The following is a 26,538-nucleotide window of genomic DNA, read 5'->3' as shown; positions in this document are numbered from 1 at the left end:
CTCAGGCGTTAAGCGTCTGGTAATCGATATAGCCCTTGCGATCCCCGCCAAAGAACGTCGCAGGATCCGCCGGGCTCATCGGCGCACCGGTCTTCAAGCGCTCAACGAAGTCCGGGTTGGCCAGCACCATCTGGCCATAGGCTTCAAGATCGGCAAGCCCCGCGGCCAGGTCGGCGCCGATCTGCTCACGGGCGCGGCCCGGACGGTTGAGGATCAGCGGGCTGTTCCACAGCGTGCGGATCTCGCCCAGCAAAGACTCGTCGCCCTGATGCATGACGTGCAGGTAGGCCAGGCCTAGCTTGTCCAGTTCCGCCACCAGATAGCGATACAGCGCCGGACCTTGCTCGCCCTCATCAATGCCCCAGAGGGTAATGCCGGGCGACAGGCGGATGGCGGAGCGCTCGGCGCCTATTTCGGCGGCGATGGCCGTGGCGACTTCGATGGCAAAGCGCGCGCGGTTTTCGATCGAACCGCCGTACTCGTCCGTGCGGGCGTTGGCGCTGGGAGCGAAGAACTGTTGCACCAGATAAGCATTGGCGCCATGGATTTCCACACCGTCGGCACCGGCCTCAATGGCCCGGCGCGCGGCACGACGGAAGTCGGCCACGGTCTGGTGGATTTCGGCCGTGCTCAGGGCGCGGGGTACAGGAATGTCCTGCATGCCGGTGGGGGTGAACATCGGCGTGTGCGGTGCAATGGCCGAAGGCGCGACGCCCTGACGGTGGTGAGGGGTGTTATCGGGATGGGACATGCGCCCGGCATGCATCAACTGGATGAAGAAACGGCCGCCTTTGGCATGCACGGCATCGGTAATGGTTTTCCAGCCGGCCACATGGGCGTCGCTGTAGATACCCGGCGTGGTCAGGTAGCCCTGGCCATCGTCGGATGGCTGCGTGCCTTCGGACACAATCAGGCCGATGCTGGCGCGCTGGGCATAGTATTCGGCGGCCAGCTCGCCCGGTGTGCCGTCGAACTGCGCGCGGCTGCGGGTCATGGGCGCCATGACCAGGCGATTGGACAGCTCGATGTTGCCAACGATGGCAGGGGTAAAAGTCTGACTCATGATGATTTCCCAGAGGTAAGTAGCGAGGGGTTCATCATCGCGGCTATTGTTTTTGGGATAAATATGGCTTTATGGATATGACTGATCCATATATGGAGCAATACAGTGGAGCTGCTGAACGATATGGCGCTGTTCGTCGAAGTGGCCAAGGCCCGGGGCTTTCGCGGCGCGGCTGAAATACTGGGCATGCCCAATTCCACCTTGTCCCGGCGCATCAGCGCACTGGAAAAGGCCATCGGCCTGCGCCTGTTGCACCGCACCACCCGCAAGGTCGAGCTGACGGAAGCCGGGCAGATCTACTTCGAGCGCTGCAAACGAATTGTTGATGAGGCTCGACTGGCCCATGAGCAACTGGGTGAGATGCTGGCGCAACCCACTGGCGTGTTGCGGGTTTCGCTGCCCGTGGACTTCGCTATTACTTATCTGGCGCCATTGATAGCCGAGTTCGCTGACCTGTATCCGGGCATTACTTTCGATCTGGACCTGACTTCCCGGCGCGTCGATCTGGTCAGCGAACCCTTCGATGTGGCCATTCGCATGGGCGAGTCCGAAGACTCACAACTGATTGCCCGGCCATTGGCTGCGCTGACCTCTCACTTATATGCCTCACCGCGTTATCTGCAGACATCAGGAATGCCGCACGCTCCCGACGATCTGGAGCGACACCAATGCCTTGGCATCCTCAAACCCGGAGCCTGGACGCTAAATGACGGTGCGCAAACGGTGTCGATCAGGGTGGGTGGGCGCTTTATTGCCAACAACGTCGGCCTGCTCCGGCGCCTGGCTGCCTGTGATCAGGGCATTGTGCTGATGCCCGAGGAAATCGTCGCCGATGAGGTGGCGGCGGGTCAGCTCTGCCGGATTCTGCCGCAGTGGAGCGGCACGCCGATGACCATCTATGCCATTACCGAAACCCGCCTGCTGCCGGCCAAGACGCAGCGGTTTATCGAGTTTTTGCGCACGCGGTTGGCGTGAGGCGAGGGCATACACCGGTCCTGTGGGAGATCCCGCCCCGCCTTTGACGCCGCGCTGTCACGCAGCAAACATTAGGGCAAATCTTGTGGGAGCGAATTCATTCGCGAAGGGGCCGATACATTCGACGCATCTTCATCGCCTGGAACACCGCTTTCGCGAATGAATTCGCTCCCACAGAGTTTTTGCGATTCAGTACGTTACGCGTTGCTTGATGAAAAAGAACTTGGTTTCCCTGCACAACACTAATTAGAATCAGTCTCATTTGCGACAGCCTTCGCCCCAGAGACTCTAGACATGACTGAAGCCGTAATGCCGACGGAGGCGACCCTGCATACCTTGTATCGCGACCATCATGGCTGGCTGGAAAGCTGGCTGCGGCGACGCATGGGCAATGCCTGGGACGCGGCGGATCTGAGTCATGACACCTTCCTGCGGGTGCTTTCAAGCTCCCAGCAAATCGTCGATATGCGCGAACCCCGGGCCTATCTGTTGACCGTGGGCAAGCGCCTGCTGAGCAACTTCTACAGCCGTCGCAGTCTGGAAACCGCCTATCTCGAAGCCCTGGCCCAGATGCCGGAAGAGAGTGCGCCGTCCCCCGAGCAGCGCTGGTTGCTGCTGGAAACCCTGCAAGCCCTGGACGAACTGCTCGACGGTCTGCCGCCGCTGGTGCGCCGGGCGTTTCTGTTGAGTCAGCTCGAAGGCCTGGGCTATCGCGAAATCGCCGAGCGCATGGCCGTGTCCGAGCGCACCATCAAGCGCTATATGGCCCAGGCCTATGAACATTGCCTGTTGGTGGACTGGTGATTCGCCAGGTCTCCAGCGCTGATCGCGAAGTCGCACGGCGGGCGGCGCAATGGCTGGCGCTGCTGGAATCCGGTGACGCCAGTGCTGACGATCAGCGCGAGTTGCAGCACTGGCGCGACAGCAGCAGTACTCATGAGCGCGCCTGGCAGAAGGTCCAGCAACTGCGCCAGCGCTTCAGCGGTCTGCCGACCCACCTGGCCCTGGCCACTCTGGATCGACCGGATCAGGACCGCCGGGCCATGCTCAAGCGGGCTCTGGGCCTGGCCGCATTGGTCCCGACCGCCTGGCTGATCAGCCGGCAATTGCCGGTGGATGTCTGGCGCGCCGACCTGCATACCGCTACCGGCGAACAGCGGCGCCGGACCCTGGCCGACGGCAGCACCTTGCAGCTCGATACTGACAGCGCCGTCAATGTCGACCTGGGCAAGCGCCGCGTGACCCTGCTGCGCGGCGAGATTTCCCTCAAGGTGCCGGGCAGCGCCGCCTTGACCATCGATGGGCCATACGGGCGCATCGTGGTCAGCCAGAGCGAAGTCTGTGTGCGTCTGAATGCCGATGATTGCCGGGTCTCGGTGATCAGCGGCACGGTGCAGTTGCAGCCGCTGCAGGGGCCGAGCCTCGATTTGCGCGCCGGGCAACAGGTCAGCCTGCTGCGCAGCGGGGCCGGCCCGGTCAGCAGCTTCGATGCGCTGTTGCCCGGTTGGCGCGACGGTGTGTTGATGGCGCAGAACCAGGCCCTAGGCGACTTCCTGCGCGAGCTTGGCCGCTACCGCACCGGCCTGCTGCGCTGGGAGCCGGAGCTGGAAACACTGCGGGTCACCGGCAGTTTCCGCCTCGACAATACCGACCGGGTGCTCTCGTTGCTCGCGGCCAGTCTGCCGTTGGAGGTGCAGATGCGTACCCGCTATTGGGTCACCCTGGTGCCAAGAAAAACCACCACGCAAAAAAATACTGCATGAAGCCTGTCCCTTTTTTTCGCCTCACTGGTCATTCCAGGTAAGTGAACAAAATACGAGAGCTTCCCTCCATGTCCGCAGTATCGTCCTACCGCTTGCGTCCGCTATTGCATTTCAGTTTGTTGCTGACCCTCAGTTCCAGTCCGCTGTTCGTCCCGCTCAGCTGGGCGGAGACGGCGGGGCGGCGCACTTACGAGGTGCCAGCCGGTAGCCTCGGTGCCGCACTGACCCGTTTTGCCGGGCTGGCCGGGGTCAATCTGTCGGTGGACCCGGCGCTGGTCAGCGGGCGCAATAGCGCCGGGCTGTCCGGCAACTATGGCGTGGAAGAGGGCTTTGCCCGGCTGCTGCAAGGCTCCGGCCTGCAATTGCTGCCCGTGGGCGATCAGGCCTACACCCTGACCCCGGCGCCGCAAGGCAGCGGCCTGCAATTGGCGCCGACGTCTATCGTCGGTGCCAATGACAGTACCGACGGCCAGGCCTATGCCGGTGGCCAGGTGGCGCGCAAGGGCTCTCAAGGGCTGCTCGGTGCCAAAGACTTCATGGAAACCCCGTTCAGCCAGACCACCTACACCAGTGAGGCGGTGAAAAACCTGCAGGCGCGGACCCTGGGCGACCTGATCAACAGTGACCCCTCGGTGCGTTCGACCAACCCGGCGGGCGGGCGTTACGAGCAGTTCACCATTCGCGGCTTCAGCCTGTTCAACAGTGACGTGGCCTACAACGGCCTGTACGGCGTGCTGCCGACCTACACCATCGACATGGAAATGGCGGAGCGGGTGGATATCCTCAAAGGCCCGAGCCAGTTAATCAACGGCATCTCGCCACGGGGCAGCGTCGGCGGCGGCATCAACGTGGTGCCCAAGCGCGCCACCGACAAGCCCATCACCGAATTTACCGGCAGCTACGCCTCGAACAATCAGGTCGGTGGGGCGGTGGACGTGGGGCGGCGTTTTGGTGACGAAAACCAGTTCGGCCTGCGTTTCAATGGCGTCAAGCAGTCGGGGGACACCGAGTGGGATCACCAGAGTGTCGACCGCGAGATGGCCGTGTTGGGCCTGGATTTCCGTGGTGATCGCCTGCGCCTGTCCACCGATATCGGCCATACCGAGCGCGATACCGATGCGCCCCAGGAACGCGTGCAGATCGGTGCCAATGCCAAGGTGCCCAACCCCAATGATGTGCGGGACAACTATGCCGAGGGCTGGAGCAAGGCGCGCACCAAGGACACCTTCGGCACGGTCAATGCCGAGTACGACGTCAGCGATTCGGTGATGGTCTATGGCGGTGTCGGTGCGCGTAAAAGCAACCATGACTTCCTTCGTCATGCCGTGGCGATCACCAATACGGCAGGGGACTTCAGCGTGCAGCCACGGGATTTCACCCGTGACGAAAACGTGCGCACAGGCACGGCGGGCGTGCGCAACTGGTTCCACACTGGCCCGGTCAGTCATGAGGTCAACCTGGCGGCCAGCTACTTCTATATGGACTTCGAAAACGGTGGCGCGCGTTATGCGGCGGCGCCCAGCAACCTGTTCAACCCGGTGCAAACGCCGACGCCGAGCAGGCCGACACGCTATGACCCGAAGGTCTACACCGAGAACCGCTTCAGCGGCGTGGCGCTGTCCGACACCCTGGGCTTCTTCGATGACCGCCTGTTGCTGACCCTTGGTGGGCGCTGGCAGCGGGTCAAGGTCGATGACTGGAGTGATGGTGTCAAAGGCGACACAGCCTATGACGAAGAAAAGGTTTCGCCGTCCGGTGGCGTGCTGTTCAAGGCCACCGAACGCCTGTCGTTGTATGCCAACTACATGGAAGGCCTGAGCCAGGGCAAGATTGCGCCGTCGACTTCGATCAACGAAGACGAGATTTTCCCGCCATTTATCAGCCGTCAGGTCGAAGTGGGCGCCAAGTATGACTTCGGCCCTGTGGCCGTCACCGCCGCAGTATTCCGCATCAAACAACCGGCCTACGAGACCAACGCCACCACGCGCACCTTCGGCCCCAACGGCAAGCGCGAGAACAGCGGCGCGGAGCTGAGCGTGTTCGGCGAGCCGCTCAAGGGTTTCCGTGTGCTGGGCGGCGTCATGTACATCGACAGCAAGCTCAAGGGCACCGCCAACGGCACCTTCGACGGCAACCGTGCGCCTGCCACACCTGAGTACAACGTCAACCTCGGTGCCGAATGGGATGTGCCGGGCCTGCAGGGCGTAACCCTGACCGGGCGCGGTATCTACTCCAGCTCACAGTATCTGGACCAGGCCAACAGTAAGGAAATCGATTCCTGGGAGCGCTTCGACGTGGGTATGCGCTACGCCTTCAAAGTCGACGACAAGGCCGTCACCCTGCGCGCCAATATCGAAAACGTGGCGGACAAGCGCTACTGGAGCTCGGCCGGTGCCTCGGATGACAGCGAGCCGGGCCTGACCCTGGCGACGCCACGGACTTATCTGTTCTCGGCGACGGTCGGGTTTTGATCATCTATCGCAGGCCGCAGACTCGGTAGGAGCGAACTGTGGGAGCGAATTCATTCGCGAAAGTATTCCAACCGATGAAGATGCGTCGGATGTACCTGTGCTCTTCGCGAATGAATTCGCTCCCACAAGATTTGCTCCCTGCCCCGGTCAGTGTTTGCTGCGTGACAGCGCGGCGGCTTAGATGGGGCGGGATCTCCCACAATCAATCCATAGAAATCGCCCTATTGGCGCCTACTGCCGAAACGTGCGCCCCAATGCATCCAGGCGCACGGCAATCGGCGGCAGGCGCTGACTGCTCAGGGCCAGGGTCTCGACGTCGTCGGCGGTGCTGCGGGCAATGCTCTGCACCGACGCCAGGCGCCCGACGATTTCATCGCTGGCGCTGGATTGTTCGCGGGTGGTGTTAACGATATGGCCATTGAGCTCATCGATATGGGAAATATCACTGCCCACCGCCCGTAGCATCGCCGCCGCCTGTTGACTGTCCTCAACGCAACGCTCGACACCTTTGTGGCTGTCCTGCATGGCCGCAACAGCCTTGCTGCTGCCCTGTTGCAGGGCATCAATGATGGCTTTGATCTCCTGGGTGGACACGGCGGTGCGTTGCGCCAGGTTGCGCACTTCATCGGCGACTACGGCAAAACCGCGGCCCTGCTCACCGGCGCGAGCGGCTTCGATGGCGGCGTTGAGGGCCAGCAGGTTGGTCTGGTCGGCAATACTGCTGATCACTTCCAGTACGGTGCCGATCTGGTCGGCATGCCCGGCGAGCAACTGCACGGTTTCATTGGTGCCCTTGATGCTTGAGGCCAGTAGCGCAATTTCATTCTGTGCGCGGTTGACGCTTTCCTGGCCCTTGGTTATCTGCACACTGGCCTGGCCGGCGTGCTCGGCGGCGCGCTCGACGTTGACGGTGATATTTTGCATGGCGTCGCCCATGCGCTGCATTGATCCGGTCACCTGGGCAATTTCCGTCAGTTGATTGCGTGCCCCGACTTCCAGCGTAGTGCTGGCCCTGGCCAGTTCCTGACCCAGTTGGCCGAGGCCATGGGAGTCTCGGGTGACGCCGTCGATCAGGCTGGTGATCTGCGACAGGAACTGATCGAAACGCTGCGCAAGTGAGACATGGGCGCTGCCGGTGCTGTCTGGCCCGGCATCCAGAGTGAACTGCGAAGTGGCGGTGAGCATCTTGTCCAGCATGTCCTGGCTTTCCACCGCGTCGGCCTGGCTTTGCGTGGCCAGGTAGAGCAGGGCGATGGTCTCCATGACCACATAAAGCGCGTGCACGAAAATCATGCTCCAGCCGCCATGGTGCTCCATCACGAACACCGGCCAGCCCTGCATCTGCAAGGCATGGAACAGCACGTGGTGCACAGCGATGGTGGCCGCCGCGACAAGGATCGGCAGCCAGTCGCGATAGAACGTCAGCACCGCGAGCAGAGCGAAAATGCCGAAGTGCGACTCGATCACGCCCAGGGCCTGATTGATATGCAGCGCGGCCATGACCATAAGACCCATGCCCAGCGCGCAACGCATCAGGCGCGTACCGCCGATCAGGCGATAGGCCAGGGTCAGTAACAGACTGGTACCGCCGCCGATGACAAACGCCTGAATAAAGGTGTCATGCCAGAAAGCCAGACCCAAGGAAAAGAAGAACATCAGCCAGACCACGCCAAGCATGGTGCGGTCGGCCTTGCGGTAGTGCTCAAGAAAACGGGCGGGTAACGGCATGCACACGGACTCCATGTTGTGGCGCAGAAGACATCACGAGGGCTGGGGTGTGTCTGATACAGAGCACGGGCGTGAACTGCCGGTTCAATGTAGCAATGAAGGTGCCATCATTCAGCCATTACTTTGCACATATACACCCGTTTTAGCCCGTTTTCTTCTCCGCGATGGGTTTCCACGTAGCCCAGGCGCTGATAAATCGCCAGGTTCTCGACCATGGCTTCATTGGTATAGAGCCTGATGGCGCAGTAGCCCAAGTCCAGTGCCGTCTGTTCGGCAATCGCCATTAATGTGCGACCCAACCCCAAACCCTGGGCATGCGGTGACACCGCGACGTTATCCAGCAGCAGCGCCTCGGCTTCGGGGATCAATACCAGCAAGCCATCAATCGCGCCATCGCGCTCGAGTACCTGGACGCGTTGCGCCTCAATCAAGGCTGCGTAGTCATCGCTCATCGGCCCGGGTTCGCGACCGATGCGTGCAATGTAGGGCGAGTAGGCATCCCGGACGATGCGCTGGATGGCGGGGATGTCGAGGGGCGTTGCCAGGCGCAGGTTGGGTGAGGTCATGGGCTGTCTCATCGGTCTTCGCGGGTATGCCACAGGCGCAGGACATACAGCGTCGGCCCCTGGATTTCGTAACGCAATTCAAAGCCGCCGATCAACAGGCGCCTGACGTCGCGAGGCTCGAACTCGTCAAGGCGTTCACCGAGCCTCGGATTGTTCAATAGCACAGTAGGAGATGAGGTCAGTTGTTGAACAGTGCGGGCAGCGGCCTGGCGGTTGACCAGGGCAAGAAATTCATAAAGGCGGGATAAATCAGACAGCGCTTTACCGGTCCACATCAACTCCATTATTCGGGTACCGGCAGGGGATTGTCGCTATCCAGGCTGTCGGCCCAAGCCTGTACAGACTGATGGTCTATCACACGACCGGCGTCCACATCGGCCATGGCCTCCAGCGTCAGCCGGCTGCGTTCTTCTTCCTGGTCAACCCAGGCCATGAGCGCTTGCTTGATAATCCAGCCTTTGGAGCGCTCAAGGCGTAGGGCCAATTGATCGACTTTTTCCGCAAGAAGCAAAGGCACATGGGCGGTAACGACCCGCGTTTCTGCGCTGTGAGCCATGGTGTTCACCAATATGATTGAAATTGATTGAAAGCGATTAAATTTAAATCATAGAGGTCCACGAGTAAATTTCAAGCAGGTAACGCGTTTGGCTCGCTATCAACACGTTGAAGTGCCAAGGTTTGAATCTGCCATCCTTGAAAAGCATTTGTAATACAATATGATTTTGCCCGGTCGGTCCATGTCATGGGCTATGGTGTGTTCCAGGCGCTGCTGTCGATGGGCGCAGTAATGAATGACAGGGTCTCAGGGATTACCACATGAAAGTACAGCGTCAGGCCTCGTCCTTGCGGCATCAGGTGCAGGATGCACTGCGCAATGAAATCATCTCCGGGCGTTTCAAGCCCGGTGATCGACTGGTCGAGCAGCAGCTCTATACGGCGATGGATGTCAGTCGCACGTCATTGCGCGAAGCGCTACGGCAACTGGAGGCCGAAGGCCTGGTAGAGCAGGTGCCCCATCGCGGTGCCTATGTCGCTTCGGTGGACGCCAAGGATGCCATTCAGATCTACGACGTGCGCGGCGCACTGGAAGTGCTCGCGGTGCGTAACTTCGTGCGCTACGCCAGTGACGAGGATGTCACCGAGTTGGCCGAGGTGTTCGACGAATTCGTCGCCCAGTCCCATACCGCGTCCCTGGACGGCGCGGCGCTGCTGGATATCAAACGGCGCTTCTATCATGTGTTGCTGGATATCGAGCAGAGCAACGTGGTTGGCGGCATGCTGGAACAGTTGAATAATCGCGTCAGCCTGCTGCGCGCCCTGTCTCTCGGGCGAGAAGGGCGAATGGTGCATACCCTGGCCGAACTCAAGGAAATCGTGCGCATGATCCAGCTGCGCGACGAGGCCGGCGCCTGTGCGGCGGCGTTGCTGCATGTGGAAAATGCGTCGAAGAATGTGCTGGAATTGCTGGCGCAGAATGACGTTCACGCGGTTCAGTGAGCGCCTGAGCCTGAGCAGGTAACGTTGGAGCCGGGCTTGCCCGCGAATTGAACAGCGCGATGAGTCAGGTACACCGCGTTGAGGCTTTCGCGGGCAAGCCCGGCTCCAACGGACCAGCGTTCGCGGGTGGCGTCACAGGCCAATCAGCGCAACGCTGAATAAGCCGCCGGCGTCAAAAACTGGTTCTCGATCCGTTGCACGATAATCGCCTGTGCCTCTGTCTCGGCGCGCTTGGCCTGCCATTCGGGGTCGGCCTGGAAGGCGTTCCACTTGGTTTCGCGGTCGGCCAGGCTGTCCCATTTCAGCAGATAGGTCAGGGTCTGGTTACTGTCGCCGGTCAGGGCCGTCCAGAAACCGATCTGCTCGATTCCGTACTTTTCAAAAAAACCCAGGGTGATCTTGCTGAAGCGCTCGTGCAGGGCCGGCAGGCGGCCGGGTGCGCAGTGGTAGATGCGTAGTTCGACAATCATTTCCAGCTCCTCAAGTAAGTACCGGTCAAGAAATAGGCGAAGTAGCCTATTGACCGATTGTATGACAGTCATATAGTTTTGTCGCAACTGCTGACGTGCAGCGGGCAAAAAATATCCTGCTGCCGCCGCGAATCCCTCTACAAAAACAATAGGGCGCAAGCAATGACTCAACCGCAACGGATTGGCTTCATCGGCCTTGGCATGATGGGCTTGCCGATGACTTCCTGCCTCAGCAATGCCGGCTTCCAGCTGTTTCTCGCCGATGCCGATGCCGGGCGTCTGCAAGAAGTGCAGAGCGCCCTCGGCGCCAGCGCGCTGACGGCTGACAACGCCGGTTCCCTCGATGCCCTCATCACTATGCTGCCCAACTCGAACATTGTCGAAAGCGTGCTGCTGGGCGCGGATGGCAAGTCGGGATGGGCCGCGGCCTTGACTGCGGGCACGGTGGTGATCGACATGAGCTCTTCGGAGCCTGCGCGCTCCCGTGAACTGGGGCAGAAACTCGCAGCGCTCGGTCTGCATTATCTGGATGCGCCGGTCTCCGGTGGCGTCAAGCGCGCGGTCGACGGCAGCCTGGCGATTCTCGTCGGTGGTGACGTGCAAGTGATGCAGCGCTGCCAGCCGCTGCTCGACGCCATGGGCAAGAACATCCTGCATATCGGCGAAGCGGGCGCGGGTCACGCGGCCAAGGCGTTGAACAACTTCGTCTCGGCCTCCGGCCTGCTGGCGACGGTCGAGGCGCTGCATGTGGCCAAGCGCTTCGGTATCGACCCGGGTGTGATGGTCGATGTGCTCAACGCCTCCAGCGGCGGCAGCAATACCTCCCTGAATAAAGCCAGGCAATTCATGCTCAGCGGCAGCTTCGGTTCCGGCTTCTCGATGCAGTTGATGAACAAGGACCTGAAGATCGCCAAGGGTCTGTCCGATGCCCTGGATTACCCGCTGACATTCGGCCAGGGCACCATCAAGGTCTGGGATGAGGTGGCGCAGGATTCCACGCCTGCCACCGACCACACCGAGATGTACCGGATGCTGGCCAAAGAAGGCCAGTGATTGCCTGAGTATTTTCAGGATCAGCAACGGAGCACACCGCATGTCTCGTGCCGCCAGTTTTTACATCGATGGACAGTGGGTCGAGCCCGCTGCGCCGACCTGGTTCGACGTCATCGACCCTGCTACTGAACAAGTCATCGAACGCCTGGCCCTGGGTAACGCCACGGATGTCGAGCGTGCTGTCGATGCCGCGCGCAAGGCTTTGCCTGGGTACTCGCAAACCAGCGTCAGTGAGCGCATCGAACTGCTCAAGCGTATCGTGGCGATCTACGAACGCCGCCAGGAAGAGTTCGCCCAGGCCATGCGCGTGGAAATGGGTTCGCCCATTACCGCCTCACGCAATGCCCAGGTGCCCCGTGGCTGGCTGCATTTGAAGCAACTGATCGAAGTGCTGAAGACTTTCGAGTTCGAGCAGCGTCAGGGCAATACAGTATTGCGCTATGAGCCGGTGGGCGTCTGCGGGCTGATCACGCCGTGGAACTGGCCGATCAACCAGATCGTGGTGAAAGTCGGCCCGGCCCTGGCTGCCGGTTGCACCATGGTGCTCAAGCCCAGCGAGTACTCGCCCCTGAGCAGCCTGTTGTTTGCTGAAGTGCTGGATGAAGCGGGCGTGCCGGCCGGGGTGTTCAACCTGGTCAATGGTGACGGTCCTGGTGTCGGCGCGGCGCTGTCGGCCCACCCGGATATCGACATGCTGTCGTTCACTGGTTCGACCCGGGCTGGGGTGCAGGTGGCGAAATCCGCCGCCGAGACAGTCAAGCGCGTGGCCCAGGAATTGGGCGGCAAGTCGGCCAATATCCTTCTCGACGACGTCGATCTGCACAATGCTGTAACCCGTGGCGTCGCCGCCTGCTTTACCAACAGCGGCCAGTCCTGCTCGATTCCGACGCGGATGCTGATCCCCCGGGCGCTGATGGATGACTCCATACAGATTGCCCGGCAGGCCGCCGAAGCCTTCAAGGTTGGTGCGACCAACGATGAATCGACTCAGCTCGGACCCTTGGTCAACCGTGCGCAATGGCAACGGGTACAGACGCTGCTCCAGGCCGGTATCGATGAAGGTGCGCAATTGGTGACTGGCGGCGTCGGCAAGCCTGAAGGGCTGGACATCGGCTATTTCGTCAAGCCTACGGTATTCGCCAATGTCACTGCGCAGATGAGCATCGCCCAGGAAGAAATCTTCGGCCCGGTGCTGTCGATGATCGCCTACGACAGCGAGGCCGAGGCTATCCAGATCGCCAACGGCACGCCTTATGGCCTGGCGGCCTATGTGCAATCCGCCGATCAGCAACGCGCCCGCAATGTCGCCCGCGCCTTGCAGGCTGGCAGTGTCCATCTGAACTATCCGCCCGCCGATTTCGCCGCGCCTTTCGGTGGCTACAAGCGCTCAGGCAATGGCCGTGAGTGGGGCGAGTTCGGCTTGCGCGAGTATCTGGAAGTCAAAGCCATGGTGGGTTACGGCGACTGAAGGTCGCCGGGTTTTACGTAAAAAATTTGCCTTTTTAGACTGTATGACAATCGGTCGATAGTACGGAAAACGGGAGAGCAGCATGAGTGATAACGAACGCTTCAATCAGGGTTTCAACAATCGCAAGGAAGTGCTGGGCGATCAGCATGTAGAGAAGTCCTGGGCGGCGGCGGATGACTTCAATCGGCCGATGCAGAAGTTGGTCACCGAAGCCTGCTGGGGCGAAATCTGGGGCGATGAAACCTTGCCCTTCAAGACCCGCAGCATCCTCAACCTGGCCATGCTCACCGCCATGAGCCAGCACCATGAACTGGGCGTGCATGTGCGCGGCGCCCTGCGCAACGGCGTGACCAAGGACGAGATCCGCGCCGTGCTGATGCAGGCGGCGATTTACTGCGGCATGCCCGTGGGCCTGGCGGCGTTCCGCGTCGCATCCGAAGCAATCAAGGCTTACGAGGCGGAAACCCAGGGCGCCTGAGCCGCGACTGCACACACGCTTGTCGTTCAACAATAATTATAAGGAAACGTCATGAGTATCTCCGCCCCGGTCCCAGCCCCGACCAAAGCGCTGGCCGAAACCGATCAATCGATCGAGAAGAAAAGAAGGAACGCGATCAAAGGCGCGTTCTTCTCCGAATACATCGACATGTTCGACATCTACCTGCCGGTGGTCGTGCTGTCCCCGGTATTGTTCTTCTTCCAGCCGGCCCAGTTGTCGCCGGGCATGGCGGCGATTCTCGCCTCTCTGGTATTCATCACCACGCTGCTGGGGCGGCCCATCGGCGCGCTGCTGTTCGGCATGATTGCCGACAAGACCGGGCGACGCATGGCCTCGATCTATTCGGTATCGGGCTTTGGCGTGGTGACACTGCTGATCGCCGTGCTGCCGGGCTACGAGACCATCGGTATCGCCTCGTACTGGGCGTTGGTGCTGCTGCGTTTCGTTGATGGCATCTTCCTCGGCGGCGGCTATACCGGGGCCATGCCATTGGCCATCGAGTATTCGAAAAAACATCAGCGCGGCTTTGTCGGCGGGCTGATCATCGCCGGCTTCCCCCTGGCCTATGTCAGCATCAATCTGGTGGCGATGCTGATGTTCATGCTGTTCCCCCTGGACGGCCCCGGTTCGCCGTATGTGCAATGGGGCTGGCGCATTCCTTTCGTGATTGGTGCGGTCCTGGCCGGGGTGCTGGCGCTGTACTACATCTATGCGGTGTCGGAATCGGAAATCTGGGAAGAGGATACCGGCAAGAAACCCCGGGAAAAACTGCCCCTGACCGACCTGCTCAAGGGCAAGAGCGGCCGCAACCTGTTGCAAGTGTTGCTGATGATGACCGGCTTCTGGCTGACCCAGAACATCATCACCATCTTCCTGCCGACCGGGCTGCTGGTGAACACCCTGCACCTGTCCGGCATGCAGGTCACCGGCACGCTGTTGATCGCTTACTCGGTGCTGTTCTTCAGCTATATCGCCTCGGGCATGATCGGCCAGAAGATCGGTCGTCGGCGCTTCTTTCTCACCCTCGGCCCGATCATCGCCACCTTGGGCGCGGGGATCATGTATGTGCTGGCCAATGTGCCGGGGCTGTCGCTGCCGGTGATCATGACCCTAGTCTGCCTGCTGTCGGTGCTGGTAACCGCGCCATGGGGCGTGATCGTGACCTACATCAACGAGCGTTTTGTCACCGACGTGCGCGCCACCGGTTTCGGCGTCGGCTTCAGCCTGTCGGTGATCATCCCGTCGTTCTACGCCTTCTACATGGCCTGGCTGGGCCAGCTCATGCCTTTCACGATGACGCCGTCAGTGCTGCTATGCGTGGGCGGCGTGATCGCCACCATCGGCGCATACATGGGCCCGGAAACCAAGGACGTCGATTTCTGACGCCCGGCAGAACAGGAGAGTACTTGTGAACAACACAACCATTGGCTTTATCGGCCTGGGCAATATGGGCGGGCGCATGACTCGCTGCCTGGTCGACGCGGGCCTCAACGTAGTGGGCTATGACACCGACACCCAACGGGTAACAGCCTCTGGCGCCCAGGTGGCGGACTCCATTGCCAGCGTCGTGGCAGAGGCGGGAGTGGTGCTGTTGTCGCTGCCCGACAGCAAGGTGGTCGAGGCCGTTGTCGAAGGCCCGGACGGTCTGCTGCGCCACTGTCGCCAAGGGCAGATCGTGGTTGACCTGAGCACCGCTGCCGCCAGTTCCACCGTGCGCTTGCACGGGCTGTTTGCCGCCCGTGGCGTGCAGTACATCGACGCCGGGATCTCTGGTGGCGCGGCGGCGGCAGAGAAGGGCGCGTTGACCCTGATGGTCGGTGGCGATGCCGCCAGTGTCGCTGCATTGGAGTGGGTGTTCGCGCCCATCGCCAGCAAGGTCTTTCACATGGGCGAGAGCGGGGCGGGGCATACCACCAAAACCCTGAATAACTTTCTCAATGCCGTGAGCCTGTCCGCCACCGCCGAGGTGATGGTGGCGGGCAAGAAGGCTGGCCTGGACCTGCACCAGTTGCTCGATGTGCTCAACAGCAGCAGCGGGGTCAATTTCGCCACGCAGAAGCGCTTCCCCTACATCGTCGACGGCAACTACCTGGAAGGTGGCCTGACCGGCAAGTTGATGAACAAGGACGTGGTGCTCTACATCGATCGCGTGCGGGAACTGGGTGTCGCTTCGCTCAATGCCTCAGGCCCCCTGGCCAGTTTTGGCCTGCAAGTCGCCCTGGGCTACGGCGATCAGATCAGCAACAAGGTTGTCGACGCCATCGGCGATATGTCCGGTGGCGTGCGGCTTCATCAAACCTGGAAAGAGGACAAGGCATGAAGGTTATTCACGGCAGCGTCGAAGGCGCCATTTCCGAACAGCGCGGCGCAACCTTTACCGGCGTGGTCTGGGCCGACCCGGTGATGCCGACGACGGACGGCGTGACCATCAACAACGTGTCGTTCAACCCCGGCGCCCGGACGTTCTGGCACTTCCATGAATTCGGCCAAGTACTCTATGTCACTGCGGGCAGTGGCTGGATCTGCCTGGAAGGCGAGGCGCCCCAGGTGATTCGCCAGGGCGACACCGTATGGATCGGCCCCGGCGAGCGGCACTGGCACGGCGCCAATACCGAGAACTTCATGGTCCATACCGCCACCTCCATCGGCAAGACCGTGTGGCAGGAAGCGGTGAGCGATCCGGATTATCTGCGTTCGGCGTCCTAGGGCTGAGGCTATTGGAGCCGGGCTTGCCCACGAAGGCCTCGACGCGGTTTGTCAGGCATACCGTATCACCCAATTCGCGGGCAAGCCCGGCTCCAACGAACCCATATTCCACCTCAGAGGTGGGCGTTGTGCTTGAAACGCTCGCCCCACAGGAGACCATGAAATGGCACTGACCGAACAACAACTCAAAGCCCGGGCTGCCTTCGAGCACAGTGGCGGCACCTGGAATCCGTCCTGGGATAGCCTCCTGCGCCTGGACCCTGGCTTTGTCGAAGCCTATGCCGGTTTCGCTGCCGTGCCGTGGCAGAAGAATCACCTGGAACACAAGGTAAAGGCCTTTATCGGCATCGCTGCCAGCGCCGCCGCAACCCATCTCTATCGCCCTGGCATTCATGAGCATCTGCGCGTGGCGCTGGCCCATGGTGCGACCTGTGAAGAGCTGACCGAGGTACTGGAGTTGATTAGTACCGTCGGCATCCATGCTTCCAATGTCGGCGTGCCGGTGCTGTTGCAAGTGCTGGAAGAAGAAGGCCTGCGCAACGGTCCTGAACCCCTGGATGCCCGGCGCGAGGCGCTGAAGAGCAGCTTTGTCGAGAACCGTGGCTATTGGCATTCGTCGTGGGAGGGGCTGCTGGAGCTGGACCCCGAGCTATTCGAGGCCTACGTCGAGTTTTCGTCGGTGCCGTGGCGCACAGGCGTGCTGTCGCCGCTAGTGAAAGAGCTGATGTATTGCGCCTTCGATGCCGCCGCCACACACCTTTACGTGCCAGGCCTGAAGCTGCATATGCGCAACGCCCTGCGTTACGGCGCCAGCAAGGAACAGCTGATGGAAATGCTCGAGATCGTCAGCGTGATCGGCATTCACGGCGCCCTTGAAGCGGCGCCGATGCTGGAGCAGGCACTGGGCGAATCCCGGCCAACCTGAATCCGAAAATCCGAACCGTCTTTTAGTCCGAACCTGGAGTCGATATGAACAACAATAATCCGACCAACTGGACCAACCCCGAAGTGATCGTGGTGCGCTATGGCACTCGCCAGACCACCAAGAGCGAGTGCTATTACAACTTCCGCGCCTACCGTGAGGCGGATGCGGAAATCACCATGGATTACTTCTTCTGGATCTTCCGCAACGACGAACAGACCATTGTCATCGACACCGGCTTCAGCCCCGAAGCGGCCCTGGCCCGCAAGCGCCAACCGGTGGTCAGCCCGGCCGACGCCCTGGCGCGCCTGGGCATTGATCCGGCCGAAGTGAAGCTGCTGGTACTGACCCATGCCCACTACGATCACGCCGGTAATCTGGGCCTTTATCCCAACGCACAGATCGTCATGTCCCGCCGCGAGTTCGATTTCTGGGGCACCGACATGGGCCACCGCCCGCAGTATCACCATCACATCGACGCGCTGGATATCGAGCGTCTGCAGGCACTGGAACAGGCCGGGCGCATCACGTTGCTGGATGAACCGCGCAACACCCTGATTCCCGGTATCGAACTGCATGAGCTGGGCGGGCATACGCCGGGGCAGCTGGCAGTGATCATCGAAATGCCGGAAGGGCCGGTCATTCTCGCCTCCGACGCGATCCACTACTACGAGGAGCTGGATGCTGACCGGCCATTCGCCGTGCTCGACAGTCTGGCGGACATGTATCAAGGCTATGCGCAGATTCGTGAATGGCTGCTGCGCCCCGGTGCCGTGGTGATTCCGGGGCATGACCCGGATGTGATGAACCGCTTTGCCCCGGTAGACCCGGCCACACCGTCGTTTGCCGTGCGCATCGGAGCCAGTGCATGAAGGGTAAGCGAGCGTTGATTACCGGCTCGTCCAATGGCCTCGGCCTGGCCATGGCGACAGGTTTGGCGGCGGCGGGGTGCGATGTACTGTTGCACGGGCTTGAGCCCGCCGCCGATATGCGCGCCACCTGTGGTGAGTTGGCCCGCCAGCACAAAGTGGCGGTCAGTTATGTGCAGGCCGATCTGTCCAGCGCAGCGGGTGTCGAGGCAATGATGACGGCTGCGGGTACAGTGGATGTGCTGGTCAATAACGCCGTGGTCCGGCACTTCTCGCCCCTTGAAGACTTTCCCGTCGAGCGTTGGGACCAGGCCCTGGCGGTCAACCTGACCGCTGCCTTTCGCGCCGTGCAACTGAGCCTGCCGGGTATGCGTGCCAGGGGCTGGGGGCGGATTTTCAATATGTCCTCGGCGTATGGCTCTCGGGCGATTGCCAACCGTATCGACTACGTCACCACCAAGACCGCGCTGCTGGGCTTTACCCGTGCCGTGGCCATGGAAACCCTGGGCCAGGGCATCACCTGCAACGCGGTGTGTCCGGGCTCGGTGTTGACGCCGAACATCGAAGGGCGCTTGACCGATCTTATGGCCGACCAACAGCTGGATCGTGAGGTCGCCACCCGGGAATTCCTGCGCGGCAAGCAAGGCACCGGGCGGTTTGTCGACGCGGCCCATGTGGCGGATCTGATCGTGTTTCTGTGCAGTGACAGCGGTGCGTCGATCACCGGCGCGACCTTGCCGGTGGATGATGGGTGGTTGGCGGGGTGAGGCACAGGCGCCGTTTATGACACCTCGCGGTTTCGTATAAAACGATAGACACCGTTGGAGCCGGGCTTGCCCGCGAAGGCGATCGTTCAACCGCAAAGAATGCAGCGGATGTACCGGCCTATTCGCGGGCAAGCCCGGCTCCTACAGGTCTCGCGTTTAGCGGATATCTACCCAACCAACGGAGGCACCATGCAGGTTCCTGCTGTCACGCAATTACTCAGCGAATTCGTCACCCGCACCACCTGGGCCGATATACCGCCTCTGGTGCGCCATGAAGCCAAGCGCGCCCTGGTCAATTACTTTGCCGTGGCCCTGGCCGGTTGCAACGATCCGGACATTGTCACGGCGGTCAAACTGTTCAGCGGCTTCAGCGCGGGCGAGCAGGCCGGGATCATTGGCCGTGGCGAGTCCATGGATATCCTCAACGCGGCCTCGCTCAACGCCATGAGTGCCAATGTCTTCGATTTCGACGACACCCATATCCCGACCATTATCCACCCTACGGCCCCGGTCGCTGCTGCGCTGTTTGCCCTGGCGCAGCGCCAGGCAGTCAGCGGCGAGCAATTGCTGTTGGCTTTCGTTCTGGGTGTGGAAGTGGAGTGTCGCCTGGGTATGGCGATTTCCCCCGAACACTATCGCCGCGGCTGGCATATCACCTCGACCTGCGGCGTCTTCGGCGCGGCCATGGCGGTGGGCAAACTGCTCGGCCTGGATGCCCGGCAACAAGCCTGGGCGCTGGGCTCGGCCAGTGCCCAATCCGGCGGGCTGGTGGAGACCCTGGGCAGTGCGGCGAAAAGCATTGGCGTCGGCAACGCGGCGCGTAACGGCCTGCTCTCGGCACTGCTGGCCGAGCAAGGTTTCAACGGCCCCGAGTTTCCTCTGGAGGGTGAGCGCGGTTTCCTGCGGGTCATGGGCGAGAGCCCCGATTACGGGCAGATCATCCAAGGCCTCGGCGAGCGTTGGGCCTTGAATGCCAATACCTACAAGCCATATCCCTGTGGCGTGGTGTTGAATCCGGTGATCGAAGCCTGTCTGGAACTGTCGCGCAATCCTGATTGCGTATTGGCAGACCTGACCCGCATCGAGCTGACCGGCCACCCGTTGCTGCGCCAGCGCACAGATCGCCCGGCCATTCAGAGCGGCCGTGAATCCCAGGTCAGCGCCCAGCATGCCTGCGCCGTTGCGCTGTCCACCGGACGCGCCGGGCTGGCGGAGTTTAGCGACCCGGCAGTCGCCGACCCAGGCCTGCGCGCCCTGTACCCGCTGCTGCATTTTATCGATAACGCTGACTTCGCCGTGGAGTCCGCGCAGGTACAGCTGTTCTTCGGCACCGGCGCCAGCCTGAGCTGCGCCATTACAGTGGCCCGGGGCAGCCTCGGTGCGCCGCTGAGCGATCAGGCCCTGGCCGACAAACTGTGCGAACTGGCCGGATACGGCGGTTCGACTTGCACGCCACAGCCCCTGATCGAGCGGTTGTGGTCTCTGGAACAAGCCGACGATGCGGGCGCGGTCATGCGTCTGGCACGAGGCTGATTGTCTTTGCATCAGGAGTGATTATGAGCGACAAACAACTGGGTTTCATTGGTGTGGGGGTGATGGGCCGGCCCATGGCCCGACGCCTGCTGGAGCAGGGCCATGCCCTGGTGATTTTCGACAAGGACCCGGCCGCCCTCGCCGAGCTTGCCGGTCTGGGCGCCCGGGTTGCCGACAGCGTGCGGGAAGTGGCTGACAGCGCCGAAGTCATCTTCACTAGCCTGCCCAGCCCGGCGATTTTCAAGGCGGTGGCGCTGGGGCAGGGCGGTATCGTCGAGGGAGCGGCTGTACGGATTCTCGTGGACTTGTCCACGGTGGGTTCACGGGCCGAGCAGGAAGTCGCCGCCGGATTGCTTAAACGTGGCATCGAGACCGTCGATGCGCCAGTCAGCGGCGGGGCGGCAGGTGCCGCTCGCGGGGCGCTGGCAATCATGGTCGCAGGCGATCCTGAAGCCGTGGCCCGGGTCCGCTCGCTATTCGATGTGTTCGGCAAGGTGTTTATCGTCGGCGAACAGGCCGGGCAGGGCCAGTTGCTCAAGCTGCTCAACAACATGCTCTCGACCACTGCCTTCGCCATCACCTCGGAAGCCTACGCCGCAGGCATCAAGGGTGGCCTTGATCCTCAGGTGATGATGGAGGTGATCAACGCCGGTAGCGGCAAGAACGGCGCCACCCTGGATAAATTCCCCAAGCACGTCCTGCCGGGCAGCTACGATTTCGGTTTCCCGGTGTCCAGTGTCTGCAAGGACATCGGTCTGGCGGTTGAAGAGTGTCAGGCCCTCGGCGTACCCATGTGGCTGGGCAATGCGGCGCGGCAATTGTGGAACGTTGCCGCGCAGCAGGATGGTGGCGAGCGGGATCTGACCGAACTGGTGCGGACCATCGAGGGCTGGTCGAATCGATGAAAGGCCTGCCCATTACGCCCGCACGGCGGTGTAAAGCGCCTTGATCAAGTCTGACTGCGTGACGATGCCGACCAGGCGCCGTTCGGTATCGATGATCGGAATGTGCCGGTGGCCGTTCTCGGAGAACACGGGCACCAGGTCGCTCAACAGCCGGTCGGCGCTGGCGACCCGCACCGTACGGCTCATGATCTGGCCGACGATGGTCACGGGGCGGACTTTGTGTTTCTGCCGCAGCAGGGCGCGCAGGTGCCAGCCGACGCCTTCATGGGCGTCGAGATCCAGCTGTTTCATGAAGTCGGCAACGGTGACGATACCGAGCAGATGATGTTGCCTGTCGATGACCGGCAGCGCCTTGATCTTGTGCTTGCGCATCAGCGCCCAGGCGTCCTTGAGGGGCATTTCCTGACGCGCGACGATCAGCTCCCGGCTCATGATATCGGCGCAGCGGATCTCGCCCATCTTGCGCTGATAGGCCGAGGCTTCGGCTTGCTCAAGCAGGCTTTGCAGGTCATCACGGCTGACGTCCAGCACCTGGTTGTAATGGGCCAGTGCGGCATCGAGGTCCGCCGTACTGAAGCGGCTATTGGCCGTCGGCGCTTTCGGATGAACCACGTGAGGCCAGGGGCGTCGGGTCAGGTTGTTGTAGATCAGCCCGGCGGCAACCAATAGCAATGAATCGGTAAGCACCGGACTGAAGGCAAAGGCAAAGCGATCACAACCTGCCAGCACCATCAGCAGCGCCGATGCGCCGCCCGGTGGGTGCAGGCTACGGGTCGCGATCATCACGGCAATGGCCAGGCTGACGGCAACCGCTGCGGCAATCGATGCGTCGGGAATCCATTTGGCGCAGGCAATGCCGACCAGCGCCGACAAGGTATTGCCGCCCACCACCGACCAAGGCTGCGCCAAGGGGCTTGAGGGTACGGCGAATACCAGTACGGCACTGGCGCCGATCGGCGCGACCAGGGCCAGGGCGAGCAGGCTGTGATCGGCGCTCATGCTGCCGCGCAACCAGAGCATGCCCGCAACGGCGACCAGCAGGATGCCCAGGGCGGCGCCGCAACTGGCCCGCAGTTTTTCCCGGGTATTGAGGGTTTGGGGGGCAGGCCACAGGGATCTGAGCCAGGTCAGCAGCGGGCGCGCGGGTTTTGCGGATTCGGGAGCAGGGTCGGGCAAGGCAGGCATGATCAGGTTGGCAGCAGGCAGGTCGAATTAGGCGCAGATTGTAGCGCCCGTTGGCGGCCTGGCACAGCGCGTTTGCCTTTGCGCGGTTATCCCGTTGGAGCGAGGCTTGCCCGCGAAGAACGATGACGCGGTGCAACTGGTACTGCGCGTCGTCTGATTCGCGGGCAAGCCCGGCTCCAACAAGGTTGGCATTTAGCCGTTATGCATCAAGGACGAATATCAGCCTTGAACCATTTTTCCGAAAGGCGTTTTACCGTGCCATCTTCCAGCGCCGCCGTCAGTGCGCCGTTGAATTTCTCGCGCAGGTCGTTATCGGCCTTGCGGAAGCCCAGTGCTTCGCCCGGACCCCAGATATCACCACCGATTTTCGGGCCGATCATCTTCACGGCGCTGTTATCGGGGTTGTCCAGGGCGGAGGTGAAGAAGGTCACATCATCGAAAGCCAGGTCGATACGGCCAGCGTTGAGGTCAAGCATGTGTTCGCCGGACTTCTTGTACTCGCGAATGGTGGCGATGTCCTTGAAGTTTTTCTCGACGAAATCGGTGTAGGCGGTGCCCGACTGAATGCCCAGGGTCTTGCCTTTGACCAGGGCTTTCATCTTGTCGACAGCCGCCTTGTCGGCAACCGGATCACCGCTGAGCTTGATGATTTCGTTGCTCGGCATACTGGCGATCAGCTTCGGATCGGCGCTGACGAACACCGCCTGGGTATTGGCGTAAGGCTTGGAAAAAGCGATGACTTCCTGACGTTCCGGAGTGATGACGATGGCGTCCATCAATACATCGAATTTGCCCGCGTTAAGGCCCGCGATCATGCCGTCCCAGTCCTGCGCCTGGAGCTTGCATTCCAGCTTGATCCGGGCACAGACGTCCTTGAGCAGTTCAGGCTCGAAGCCAGAGATCTCGCCGCTGGGAAGGGTGATGTTCCATGGCTCGTAGGCGCCCTCGGTGGCAACCCGAACCGAGGTCCAGTCTTTGGCGAAGGCGGTGCCGCCCAATAACAGGCTGCTGCCCAACGCTGCACATGCAAGGATTCTTTTGGTGACGTTGTAGGTGTGGCCCATGTGTTTCCCCATCCAATAATTAGAATAAGACTGGCAGAGCTAGATCAAAAGCCATGGAACGTCTGGTTTTTATTATGTCCCCGCGACTGGCGAAGGGCTGAATCAGACCGCACGCCCGTAGAAACCAAGCTGTTCCTCGGGCGTAAACATCACGCCAGGTTTTTCATAGTACGAGAACACCGCGACCATACGTTCACGCTGACCACGTACCGGCGTTACCCGGTGGGCGGTATTTTTCCCACGAAACACATTCAGTGTGCCAGCGCTCAATCGCAATTTCTGCACGTTGGGGTCGCGGCCTTGCAGCAGTTCGGCGACGCCTTCGTAGTTGGGGTTGTCGGCGGTACGCAGGTCGCTGCGGTATTCGAACTCACCGCCGGCGTCGGGCGCCTGAAGCATCAGGGTAGTGGTGAACTCCGAGCGGTCGAAGTGCCAGTTCAGCGTCTCGCCCTCCCGATAGCTCATCACATTGACCTTGGCCAAGGGGTCGGCCATCACATACAGCGCCGGTTTTTCCATGACGGCACTGAGGAAATCCACCAGCGGAGGGTACTCGTAGATCGTTGTGACCAGGCTGTCCGCGAGTTGATCCGCGCACAGCGTGTGACTCACCGTTTCGACCTTGTGCAAGGCTGGGTGATCAGCAGCCAGTTCGGGGATATCCGGTTTGAAATAGATATTGTGCGAGCGCTTGTGGGTATGGGACTGCCCGTCCATGGTCGGCTGGATCTGCCGGGCGGCCAGGGCTGCATGGTCGGCCAGGATAAACCCTTCGAGGCTGAACATGCCGTTGCGGGCCAGTTCGGCCTTGGCGTGGTTGACCAGGGCGGTCCATTCCTCGCTGTCTGGCCGATCCAGGGGATAGCGCTGAAGATTGATAACGGTGTGCATGTCGGCCCTCCAGGTAGGTGTGGCTTTAACCTAACCTGAGGAAATCTTCGCAACAACGCTAAAAATTGTTAGCCTCCCCCTAGTAAAACTTAAGGAAGATGTTGATGAAGAGGCTGCCTCCGCTGAATGCTGTCAGGACCTTCGAGGTCGCTGCACGCCTGTCCAGCTTCGCTGGGGCCGGCGCGGAACTCGGGGTGTCAGCTGCCGCCGTCAGTCAGCAGGTCCGTCATCTCGAGGCGTATTTCGGCAAGAAGCTGTTTGTGCGCAATGGCAACCGGCTATCCCTGACCGACGCTGGCCTGGCCATCTACCCGCAGACATCGCGGGCCCTGGACGATATCGCCGCCATGACGGTGCGCTTGCTCGAAGGCGAGATGCGCACCCGGTTGATCGTCAGCGTGCCGTTCTCCCTGGCCGAGGTCTGGCTGGCGCCAAAGCTGGCGACGTTGCTGGAAAGCTATCCACAGTTGTCGGTTGATGTGCGGGTCGAGGACGATCCGGTGGACCTGGCCCGGCAGGACGTCGATATCCGCGTGAGTTACGGCGACTATCACTATCCGGGGATGGAGGTGATCGCGCTGATGCACGATCAGGTCGTGCCGCTCTGCGCGCCAGAGCTGTGGTATCGGCATGGCAACAGCGATTTCGATCTCGGCCGAATCCATGAAAGCCTGTTCATCCATACCGAGTGGGGCGCCAACTATGCGTCCCATCCGACCTGGAGTGACTGGTACGCCGCTGAGCCGGGGCAGGTGCCACCGGATCCGGCGCTGGGGCGGCGCTCCGGGTTGTCCAGTTTGTCCATCACGCTGGCCCGGCTCGGCTGCGGTATTGCCCTGGGGCAGAAACTCATCGCCCAGCCGGACCTGGCTTCGGGTCGCCTGATTGCGCTGTCGTCACGGTCGCTGTCCCTGGGGCATCCCTATTGCGCGTTTGTGCCGACGGAAAAACGCCAGCGGGCGAATGTGCAGAGCCTGATCGAAATATTGGGTGCGCCTTGATTACTTGTGGGAGCCGCCTTGGTGGCGATCGAGTGCGAAGCGCTCGCAAAGATATCAGTGCCTGATCAAAGGCCATCGCCAGCAAGCCGGCTCCCACATCTCATTTCAGTCCAGATAATTGCGTTGTATCACTACAGACGCCAGTTCACCCCGCTGTTACAGCACGACGCACTCACCTGGGGCCCGCCGTTTCTCTGCGCCCCAATCTGCAGCGTCGCGCATCGCCATCCGCCACCTTGCTGCCGCTATCGATTGGAACTTCACCGCCCCACAGGCACCTGAACAGAGCGGTTGCCTGCTCGCAATTACGTTGCTGCGAGCGATATGGCAATCAAATTGCATCTACTTGTAAAGACAAGTATGTATAAGTTGGCGGATGTCGCCAGATACCAATATTCATTGCTCGCGGCAGGATTAACGCTATGGATCTCTTGCAACTGCTCAGTTTTGGCCCGCACGGCTGGGGCATGGCTTTGCTCAAGGCGGCTGGCACCACCGTGCTGCTGACCTTGATGGCGCTGATGGTCGGGGCGCTTGCCGGTAGCGCGGTGGCGGCGGCCAAGCTGTCGAAGAAGCGTGGGTGGCGCTATCTGGGAGATCTCTACTCGATCCTGTTCCGCGGGATTCCTGAGCTGCTGGTGATCTACCTGTTCTATTTCGGCGGTGCCACCGTGGCGGGTGCTGTCAACCACTGGTTTGGCGGCGAAGGTTTTGTCGACATGCCGCCGTTTCTGGTCGGCGCCCTGGCGGTGGGCCTGATCTCCGGCTCCTATCAGGCCGAAGTCTATCGCGGTGCATTCCTGGCCGTGGCCAAGGGCGAGCTGGAAGCCGCCCTGGCCATCGGCATGCCCTGGAGCATGCGCGTGCGGCGCGTATTGATTCCGCAGATCTGGCGCTACGCGTTGCCCGGGCTGGGCAACGTCTGGCAGATGACCCTCAAGGACTCTGCGCTGATCTCGGTGATCGGCCTCGTCGAACTGATGCGCGCCAGTCAGGTGGCGGCGGGTTCGACCCATCAGGCCTTTACCTTCTACATCGTCGGCGGCGTCTGTTATCTGGTTCTGACCGGGCTGTCCGGTCGCCTGTTCAATATTGCCGAATCCCGCGTGCAGCGTACCCAGCGCCGCACGCCACATTCCTGA

At 61.3% G+C, this 26,538-nt stretch carries 27 protein-coding genes; 18 read left to right on the top strand and 9 right to left on the bottom strand.

What is annotated here, in order from left to right; genetic code table 11:
* Nucleotide 1: 1 nt before the first annotated feature.
* Complete coding sequence (locus M2401_RS30200) at nucleotides 2-1,063, bottom strand: alkene reductase (protein WP_259109544.1); 1,062 nt, start codon at nucleotides 1,061-1,063, stop codon at nucleotides 2-4.
* A gap of 105 nt (nucleotides 1,064-1,168) precedes the next feature.
* On the opposite strand from M2401_RS30200, the gene M2401_RS30195 reads away from it, so the two are divergent.
* From M2401_RS30195 to M2401_RS30180, 4 genes are all read left to right on the top strand, one after another.
* On the top strand, nucleotides 1,169-2,038 hold the full coding sequence (locus tag M2401_RS30195) for a LysR family transcriptional regulator (RefSeq protein ID WP_259109543.1): 870 nt from the start codon (nucleotides 1,169-1,171) through the stop codon (nucleotides 2,036-2,038).
* Between the two features lie 294 nt (nucleotides 2,039-2,332).
* Nucleotides 2,333-2,842: a sigma-70 family RNA polymerase sigma factor gene (locus M2401_RS30190; protein ID WP_259109542.1), complete on the top strand. Its 510-nt coding sequence runs from the start codon at nucleotides 2,333-2,335 to the stop codon at nucleotides 2,840-2,842.
* Entirely contained in the window at nucleotides 2,839-3,801 is a 963-nt protein-coding gene (locus M2401_RS30185; protein WP_259109635.1) for a FecR domain-containing protein, read from the top strand. The genes M2401_RS30190 and M2401_RS30185 overlap by 4 nt, the downstream gene beginning before the upstream one ends.
* A gap of 68 nt (nucleotides 3,802-3,869) precedes the next feature.
* Complete coding sequence (locus M2401_RS30180) at nucleotides 3,870-6,272, top strand: TonB-dependent receptor (protein ID WP_259109541.1); 2,403 nt, start codon at nucleotides 3,870-3,872, stop codon at nucleotides 6,270-6,272.
* A 231-nt stretch (nucleotides 6,273-6,503) separates the two neighbouring features.
* Here M2401_RS30180 and M2401_RS34360 read toward each other — a convergent pair whose 3' ends face one another.
* The 4 genes from M2401_RS34360 to M2401_RS30160 all read right to left on the bottom strand — a co-directional run bounded on the left by M2401_RS34360 (nucleotide 6,504) and on the right by M2401_RS30160 (nucleotide 9,122).
* Nucleotides 6,504-8,000 carry a methyl-accepting chemotaxis protein gene (locus M2401_RS34360; RefSeq protein ID WP_310504163.1) on the bottom strand — a complete coding sequence of 499 codons (1,497 nt, stop codon included), beginning with the start codon at nucleotides 7,998-8,000 and terminating at the stop codon, nucleotides 6,504-6,506.
* Between the two features lie 107 nt (nucleotides 8,001-8,107).
* Nucleotides 8,108-8,566 carry a GNAT family N-acetyltransferase gene (locus M2401_RS30170; protein WP_259109540.1) on the bottom strand — a complete coding sequence of 153 codons (459 nt, stop codon included), beginning with the start codon at nucleotides 8,564-8,566 and terminating at the stop codon, nucleotides 8,108-8,110.
* An 8-nt stretch (nucleotides 8,567-8,574) separates the two neighbouring features.
* On the bottom strand, nucleotides 8,575-8,850 hold the full coding sequence (locus M2401_RS30165) for a type II toxin-antitoxin system RelE/ParE family toxin (protein WP_259109539.1): 276 nt from the start codon (nucleotides 8,848-8,850) through the stop codon (nucleotides 8,575-8,577).
* Entirely contained in the window at nucleotides 8,850-9,122 is a 273-nt protein-coding gene (locus M2401_RS30160; RefSeq protein WP_259109538.1) for a CopG family ribbon-helix-helix protein, read from the bottom strand. The genes M2401_RS30165 and M2401_RS30160 overlap by 1 nt, the downstream gene beginning before the upstream one ends.
* 260 nt (nucleotides 9,123-9,382) lie before the next feature.
* On the opposite strand from M2401_RS30160, the gene M2401_RS30155 reads away from it, so the two are divergent.
* Nucleotides 9,383-10,063 (top strand): GntR family transcriptional regulator, encoded by a 681-nt coding sequence (locus M2401_RS30155; RefSeq protein WP_259109537.1) that lies wholly within the window; start codon nucleotides 9,383-9,385, stop codon nucleotides 10,061-10,063.
* 143 nt (nucleotides 10,064-10,206) lie between these two features.
* Here the strand turns inward: M2401_RS30155 and M2401_RS30150 are convergent, their stop codons facing one another.
* Entirely contained in the window at nucleotides 10,207-10,533 is a 327-nt protein-coding gene (locus M2401_RS30150) for an NIPSNAP family protein (RefSeq protein ID WP_259109536.1), read from the bottom strand.
* 162 nt (nucleotides 10,534-10,695) lie between these two features.
* Here M2401_RS30150 and M2401_RS30145 point away from each other — a divergent pair, with 162 nt between their 5' ends.
* The 11 genes from M2401_RS30145 (at nucleotide 10,696) to M2401_RS30095 (ending at nucleotide 21,255) form a co-directional block, all read left to right on the top strand.
* Entirely contained in the window at nucleotides 10,696-11,586 is an 891-nt protein-coding gene (locus M2401_RS30145) for an NAD(P)-dependent oxidoreductase (protein ID WP_259109535.1), read from the top strand.
* Between the two features lie 40 nt (nucleotides 11,587-11,626).
* On the top strand, nucleotides 11,627-13,054 hold the full coding sequence (locus M2401_RS30140; RefSeq protein ID WP_259109534.1) for an aldehyde dehydrogenase family protein: 1,428 nt from the start codon (nucleotides 11,627-11,629) through the stop codon (nucleotides 13,052-13,054).
* A gap of 82 nt (nucleotides 13,055-13,136) precedes the next feature.
* Nucleotides 13,137-13,532 (top strand): carboxymuconolactone decarboxylase family protein, encoded by a 396-nt coding sequence (locus M2401_RS30135; RefSeq protein WP_259109533.1) that lies wholly within the window; start codon nucleotides 13,137-13,139, stop codon nucleotides 13,530-13,532.
* Nucleotides 13,533-13,583: 51 nt separating this feature from the next.
* Nucleotides 13,584-14,936 carry an MFS transporter gene (locus tag M2401_RS30130; RefSeq protein ID WP_259109532.1) on the top strand — a complete coding sequence of 451 codons (1,353 nt, stop codon included), beginning with the start codon at nucleotides 13,584-13,586 and terminating at the stop codon, nucleotides 14,934-14,936.
* Between the two features lie 25 nt (nucleotides 14,937-14,961).
* Nucleotides 14,962-15,873, top strand: a complete 912-nt coding sequence (locus M2401_RS30125; protein ID WP_409034007.1) for an NAD(P)-dependent oxidoreductase — start codon at nucleotides 14,962-14,964, stop codon at nucleotides 15,871-15,873.
* Nucleotides 15,870-16,259, top strand: a complete 390-nt coding sequence (locus M2401_RS30120; RefSeq protein WP_259109531.1) for a cupin domain-containing protein — start codon at nucleotides 15,870-15,872, stop codon at nucleotides 16,257-16,259. The genes M2401_RS30125 and M2401_RS30120 overlap by 4 nt, the downstream gene beginning before the upstream one ends.
* 163 nt (nucleotides 16,260-16,422) lie before the next feature.
* The gene (locus M2401_RS30115; RefSeq protein ID WP_259109529.1) at nucleotides 16,423-17,184 is read left to right on the top strand and encodes a carboxymuconolactone decarboxylase family protein; all 762 of its coding nucleotides are present in this window, start codon (nucleotides 16,423-16,425) and stop codon (nucleotides 17,182-17,184) included.
* A 44-nt stretch (nucleotides 17,185-17,228) separates the two neighbouring features.
* On the top strand, nucleotides 17,229-18,053 hold the full coding sequence (locus M2401_RS30110) for an N-acyl homoserine lactonase family protein (RefSeq protein WP_259109527.1): 825 nt from the start codon (nucleotides 17,229-17,231) through the stop codon (nucleotides 18,051-18,053).
* A complete protein-coding gene (locus M2401_RS30105) occupies nucleotides 18,050-18,817 on the top strand; it encodes an SDR family NAD(P)-dependent oxidoreductase (protein ID WP_259109525.1) in 768 nt (255 codons plus the stop codon). The genes M2401_RS30110 and M2401_RS30105 overlap by 4 nt, the downstream gene beginning before the upstream one ends.
* 189 nt (nucleotides 18,818-19,006) lie before the next feature.
* Nucleotides 19,007-20,350 (top strand): MmgE/PrpD family protein, encoded by a 1,344-nt coding sequence (locus M2401_RS30100; protein WP_259109523.1) that lies wholly within the window; start codon nucleotides 19,007-19,009, stop codon nucleotides 20,348-20,350.
* A gap of 23 nt (nucleotides 20,351-20,373) precedes the next feature.
* On the top strand, nucleotides 20,374-21,255 hold the full coding sequence (locus M2401_RS30095) for an NAD(P)-dependent oxidoreductase (protein ID WP_259109521.1): 882 nt from the start codon (nucleotides 20,374-20,376) through the stop codon (nucleotides 21,253-21,255).
* Between the two features lie 12 nt (nucleotides 21,256-21,267).
* On the opposite strand, the gene M2401_RS30090 is transcribed toward M2401_RS30095, so the two are convergent.
* From M2401_RS30090 to M2401_RS30080, 3 genes are all read right to left on the bottom strand, one after another.
* Complete coding sequence (locus M2401_RS30090) at nucleotides 21,268-22,440, bottom strand: HPP family protein (protein ID WP_259109519.1); 1,173 nt, start codon at nucleotides 22,438-22,440, stop codon at nucleotides 21,268-21,270.
* 206 nt (nucleotides 22,441-22,646) lie between these two features.
* Nucleotides 22,647-23,504 (bottom strand): transporter substrate-binding domain-containing protein, encoded by an 858-nt coding sequence (locus M2401_RS30085; protein WP_259109517.1) that lies wholly within the window; start codon nucleotides 23,502-23,504, stop codon nucleotides 22,647-22,649.
* Between the two features lie 102 nt (nucleotides 23,505-23,606).
* The gene (locus M2401_RS30080) at nucleotides 23,607-24,395 is read right to left on the bottom strand and encodes a 2OG-Fe(II) oxygenase (RefSeq protein WP_259109515.1); all 789 of its coding nucleotides are present in this window, start codon (nucleotides 24,393-24,395) and stop codon (nucleotides 23,607-23,609) included.
* Between the two features lie 104 nt (nucleotides 24,396-24,499).
* Between M2401_RS30080 and M2401_RS30075 the strand changes: the two genes are divergently transcribed.
* A complete protein-coding gene (locus tag M2401_RS30075; RefSeq protein ID WP_259109513.1) occupies nucleotides 24,500-25,396 on the top strand; it encodes a LysR substrate-binding domain-containing protein in 897 nt (298 codons plus the stop codon).
* A 422-nt stretch (nucleotides 25,397-25,818) separates the two neighbouring features.
* On the top strand, nucleotides 25,819-26,538 hold the full coding sequence (locus tag M2401_RS30070) for an ABC transporter permease (protein WP_259109511.1): 720 nt from the start codon (nucleotides 25,819-25,821) through the stop codon (nucleotides 26,536-26,538).

Source organism: Pseudomonas sp. JUb42 (assembly GCF_024807945.1).
Classification (GTDB): domain Bacteria; phylum Pseudomonadota; class Gammaproteobacteria; order Pseudomonadales; family Pseudomonadaceae; genus Aquipseudomonas.
The sequence above is the reverse complement of the archived record's forward strand: the minus strand, read 5'-3'. Positions and strand labels throughout refer to the sequence as shown.

Excerpts from the sequence above, each read along its gene's own strand:
- M2401_RS30100 (WP_259109523.1), top strand. The coding sequence starts at position 19,007 with ATGCAGGTTCCTGCTGTCACGCAATTACTCAGCGAATTCGTCACCCGC.
- M2401_RS30165 (WP_259109539.1), bottom strand. The coding sequence starts at position 8,850 with ATGGAGTTGATGTGGACCGGTAAAGCGCTGTCTGATTTATCCCGCCTT.
- M2401_RS30135 (WP_259109533.1), top strand. The coding sequence starts at position 13,137 with ATGAGTGATAACGAACGCTTCAATCAGGGTTTCAACAATCGCAAGGAA.
- M2401_RS30090 (WP_259109519.1), bottom strand. The coding sequence starts at position 22,440 with ATGCCTGCCTTGCCCGACCCTGCTCCCGAATCCGCAAAACCCGCGCGC.
- M2401_RS30155 (WP_259109537.1), top strand. The coding sequence starts at position 9,383 with ATGAAAGTACAGCGTCAGGCCTCGTCCTTGCGGCATCAGGTGCAGGAT.
- M2401_RS30200 (WP_259109544.1), bottom strand. The coding sequence starts at position 1,063 with ATGAGTCAGACTTTTACCCCTGCCATCGTTGGCAACATCGAGCTGTCC.
- M2401_RS30070 (WP_259109511.1), top strand. The coding sequence starts at position 25,819 with ATGGATCTCTTGCAACTGCTCAGTTTTGGCCCGCACGGCTGGGGCATG.
- M2401_RS30080 (WP_259109515.1), bottom strand. The coding sequence starts at position 24,395 with ATGCACACCGTTATCAATCTTCAGCGCTATCCCCTGGATCGGCCAGAC.
- M2401_RS30110 (WP_259109527.1), top strand. The coding sequence starts at position 17,229 with ATGAACAACAATAATCCGACCAACTGGACCAACCCCGAAGTGATCGTG.
- M2401_RS30130 (WP_259109532.1), top strand. The coding sequence starts at position 13,584 with ATGAGTATCTCCGCCCCGGTCCCAGCCCCGACCAAAGCGCTGGCCGAA.
- M2401_RS34360 (WP_310504163.1), bottom strand. The coding sequence starts at position 8,000 with ATGCCGTTACCCGCCCGTTTTCTTGAGCACTACCGCAAGGCCGACCGC.
- M2401_RS30095 (WP_259109521.1), top strand. The coding sequence starts at position 20,374 with ATGAGCGACAAACAACTGGGTTTCATTGGTGTGGGGGTGATGGGCCGG.
- M2401_RS30120 (WP_259109531.1), top strand. The coding sequence starts at position 15,870 with ATGAAGGTTATTCACGGCAGCGTCGAAGGCGCCATTTCCGAACAGCGC.
- M2401_RS30180 (WP_259109541.1), top strand. The coding sequence starts at position 3,870 with ATGTCCGCAGTATCGTCCTACCGCTTGCGTCCGCTATTGCATTTCAGT.
- M2401_RS30075 (WP_259109513.1), top strand. The coding sequence starts at position 24,500 with ATGAAGAGGCTGCCTCCGCTGAATGCTGTCAGGACCTTCGAGGTCGCT.
- M2401_RS30170 (WP_259109540.1), bottom strand. The coding sequence starts at position 8,566 with ATGACCTCACCCAACCTGCGCCTGGCAACGCCCCTCGACATCCCCGCC.
- M2401_RS30105 (WP_259109525.1), top strand. The coding sequence starts at position 18,050 with ATGAAGGGTAAGCGAGCGTTGATTACCGGCTCGTCCAATGGCCTCGGC.
- M2401_RS30140 (WP_259109534.1), top strand. The coding sequence starts at position 11,627 with ATGTCTCGTGCCGCCAGTTTTTACATCGATGGACAGTGGGTCGAGCCC.
- M2401_RS30190 (WP_259109542.1), top strand. The coding sequence starts at position 2,333 with ATGACTGAAGCCGTAATGCCGACGGAGGCGACCCTGCATACCTTGTAT.
- M2401_RS30085 (WP_259109517.1), bottom strand. The coding sequence starts at position 23,504 with ATGGGCCACACCTACAACGTCACCAAAAGAATCCTTGCATGTGCAGCG.
- M2401_RS30160 (WP_259109538.1), bottom strand. The coding sequence starts at position 9,122 with ATGGCTCACAGCGCAGAAACGCGGGTCGTTACCGCCCATGTGCCTTTG.
- M2401_RS30150 (WP_259109536.1), bottom strand. The coding sequence starts at position 10,533 with ATGATTGTCGAACTACGCATCTACCACTGCGCACCCGGCCGCCTGCCG.
- M2401_RS30115 (WP_259109529.1), top strand. The coding sequence starts at position 16,423 with ATGGCACTGACCGAACAACAACTCAAAGCCCGGGCTGCCTTCGAGCAC.
- M2401_RS30145 (WP_259109535.1), top strand. The coding sequence starts at position 10,696 with ATGACTCAACCGCAACGGATTGGCTTCATCGGCCTTGGCATGATGGGC.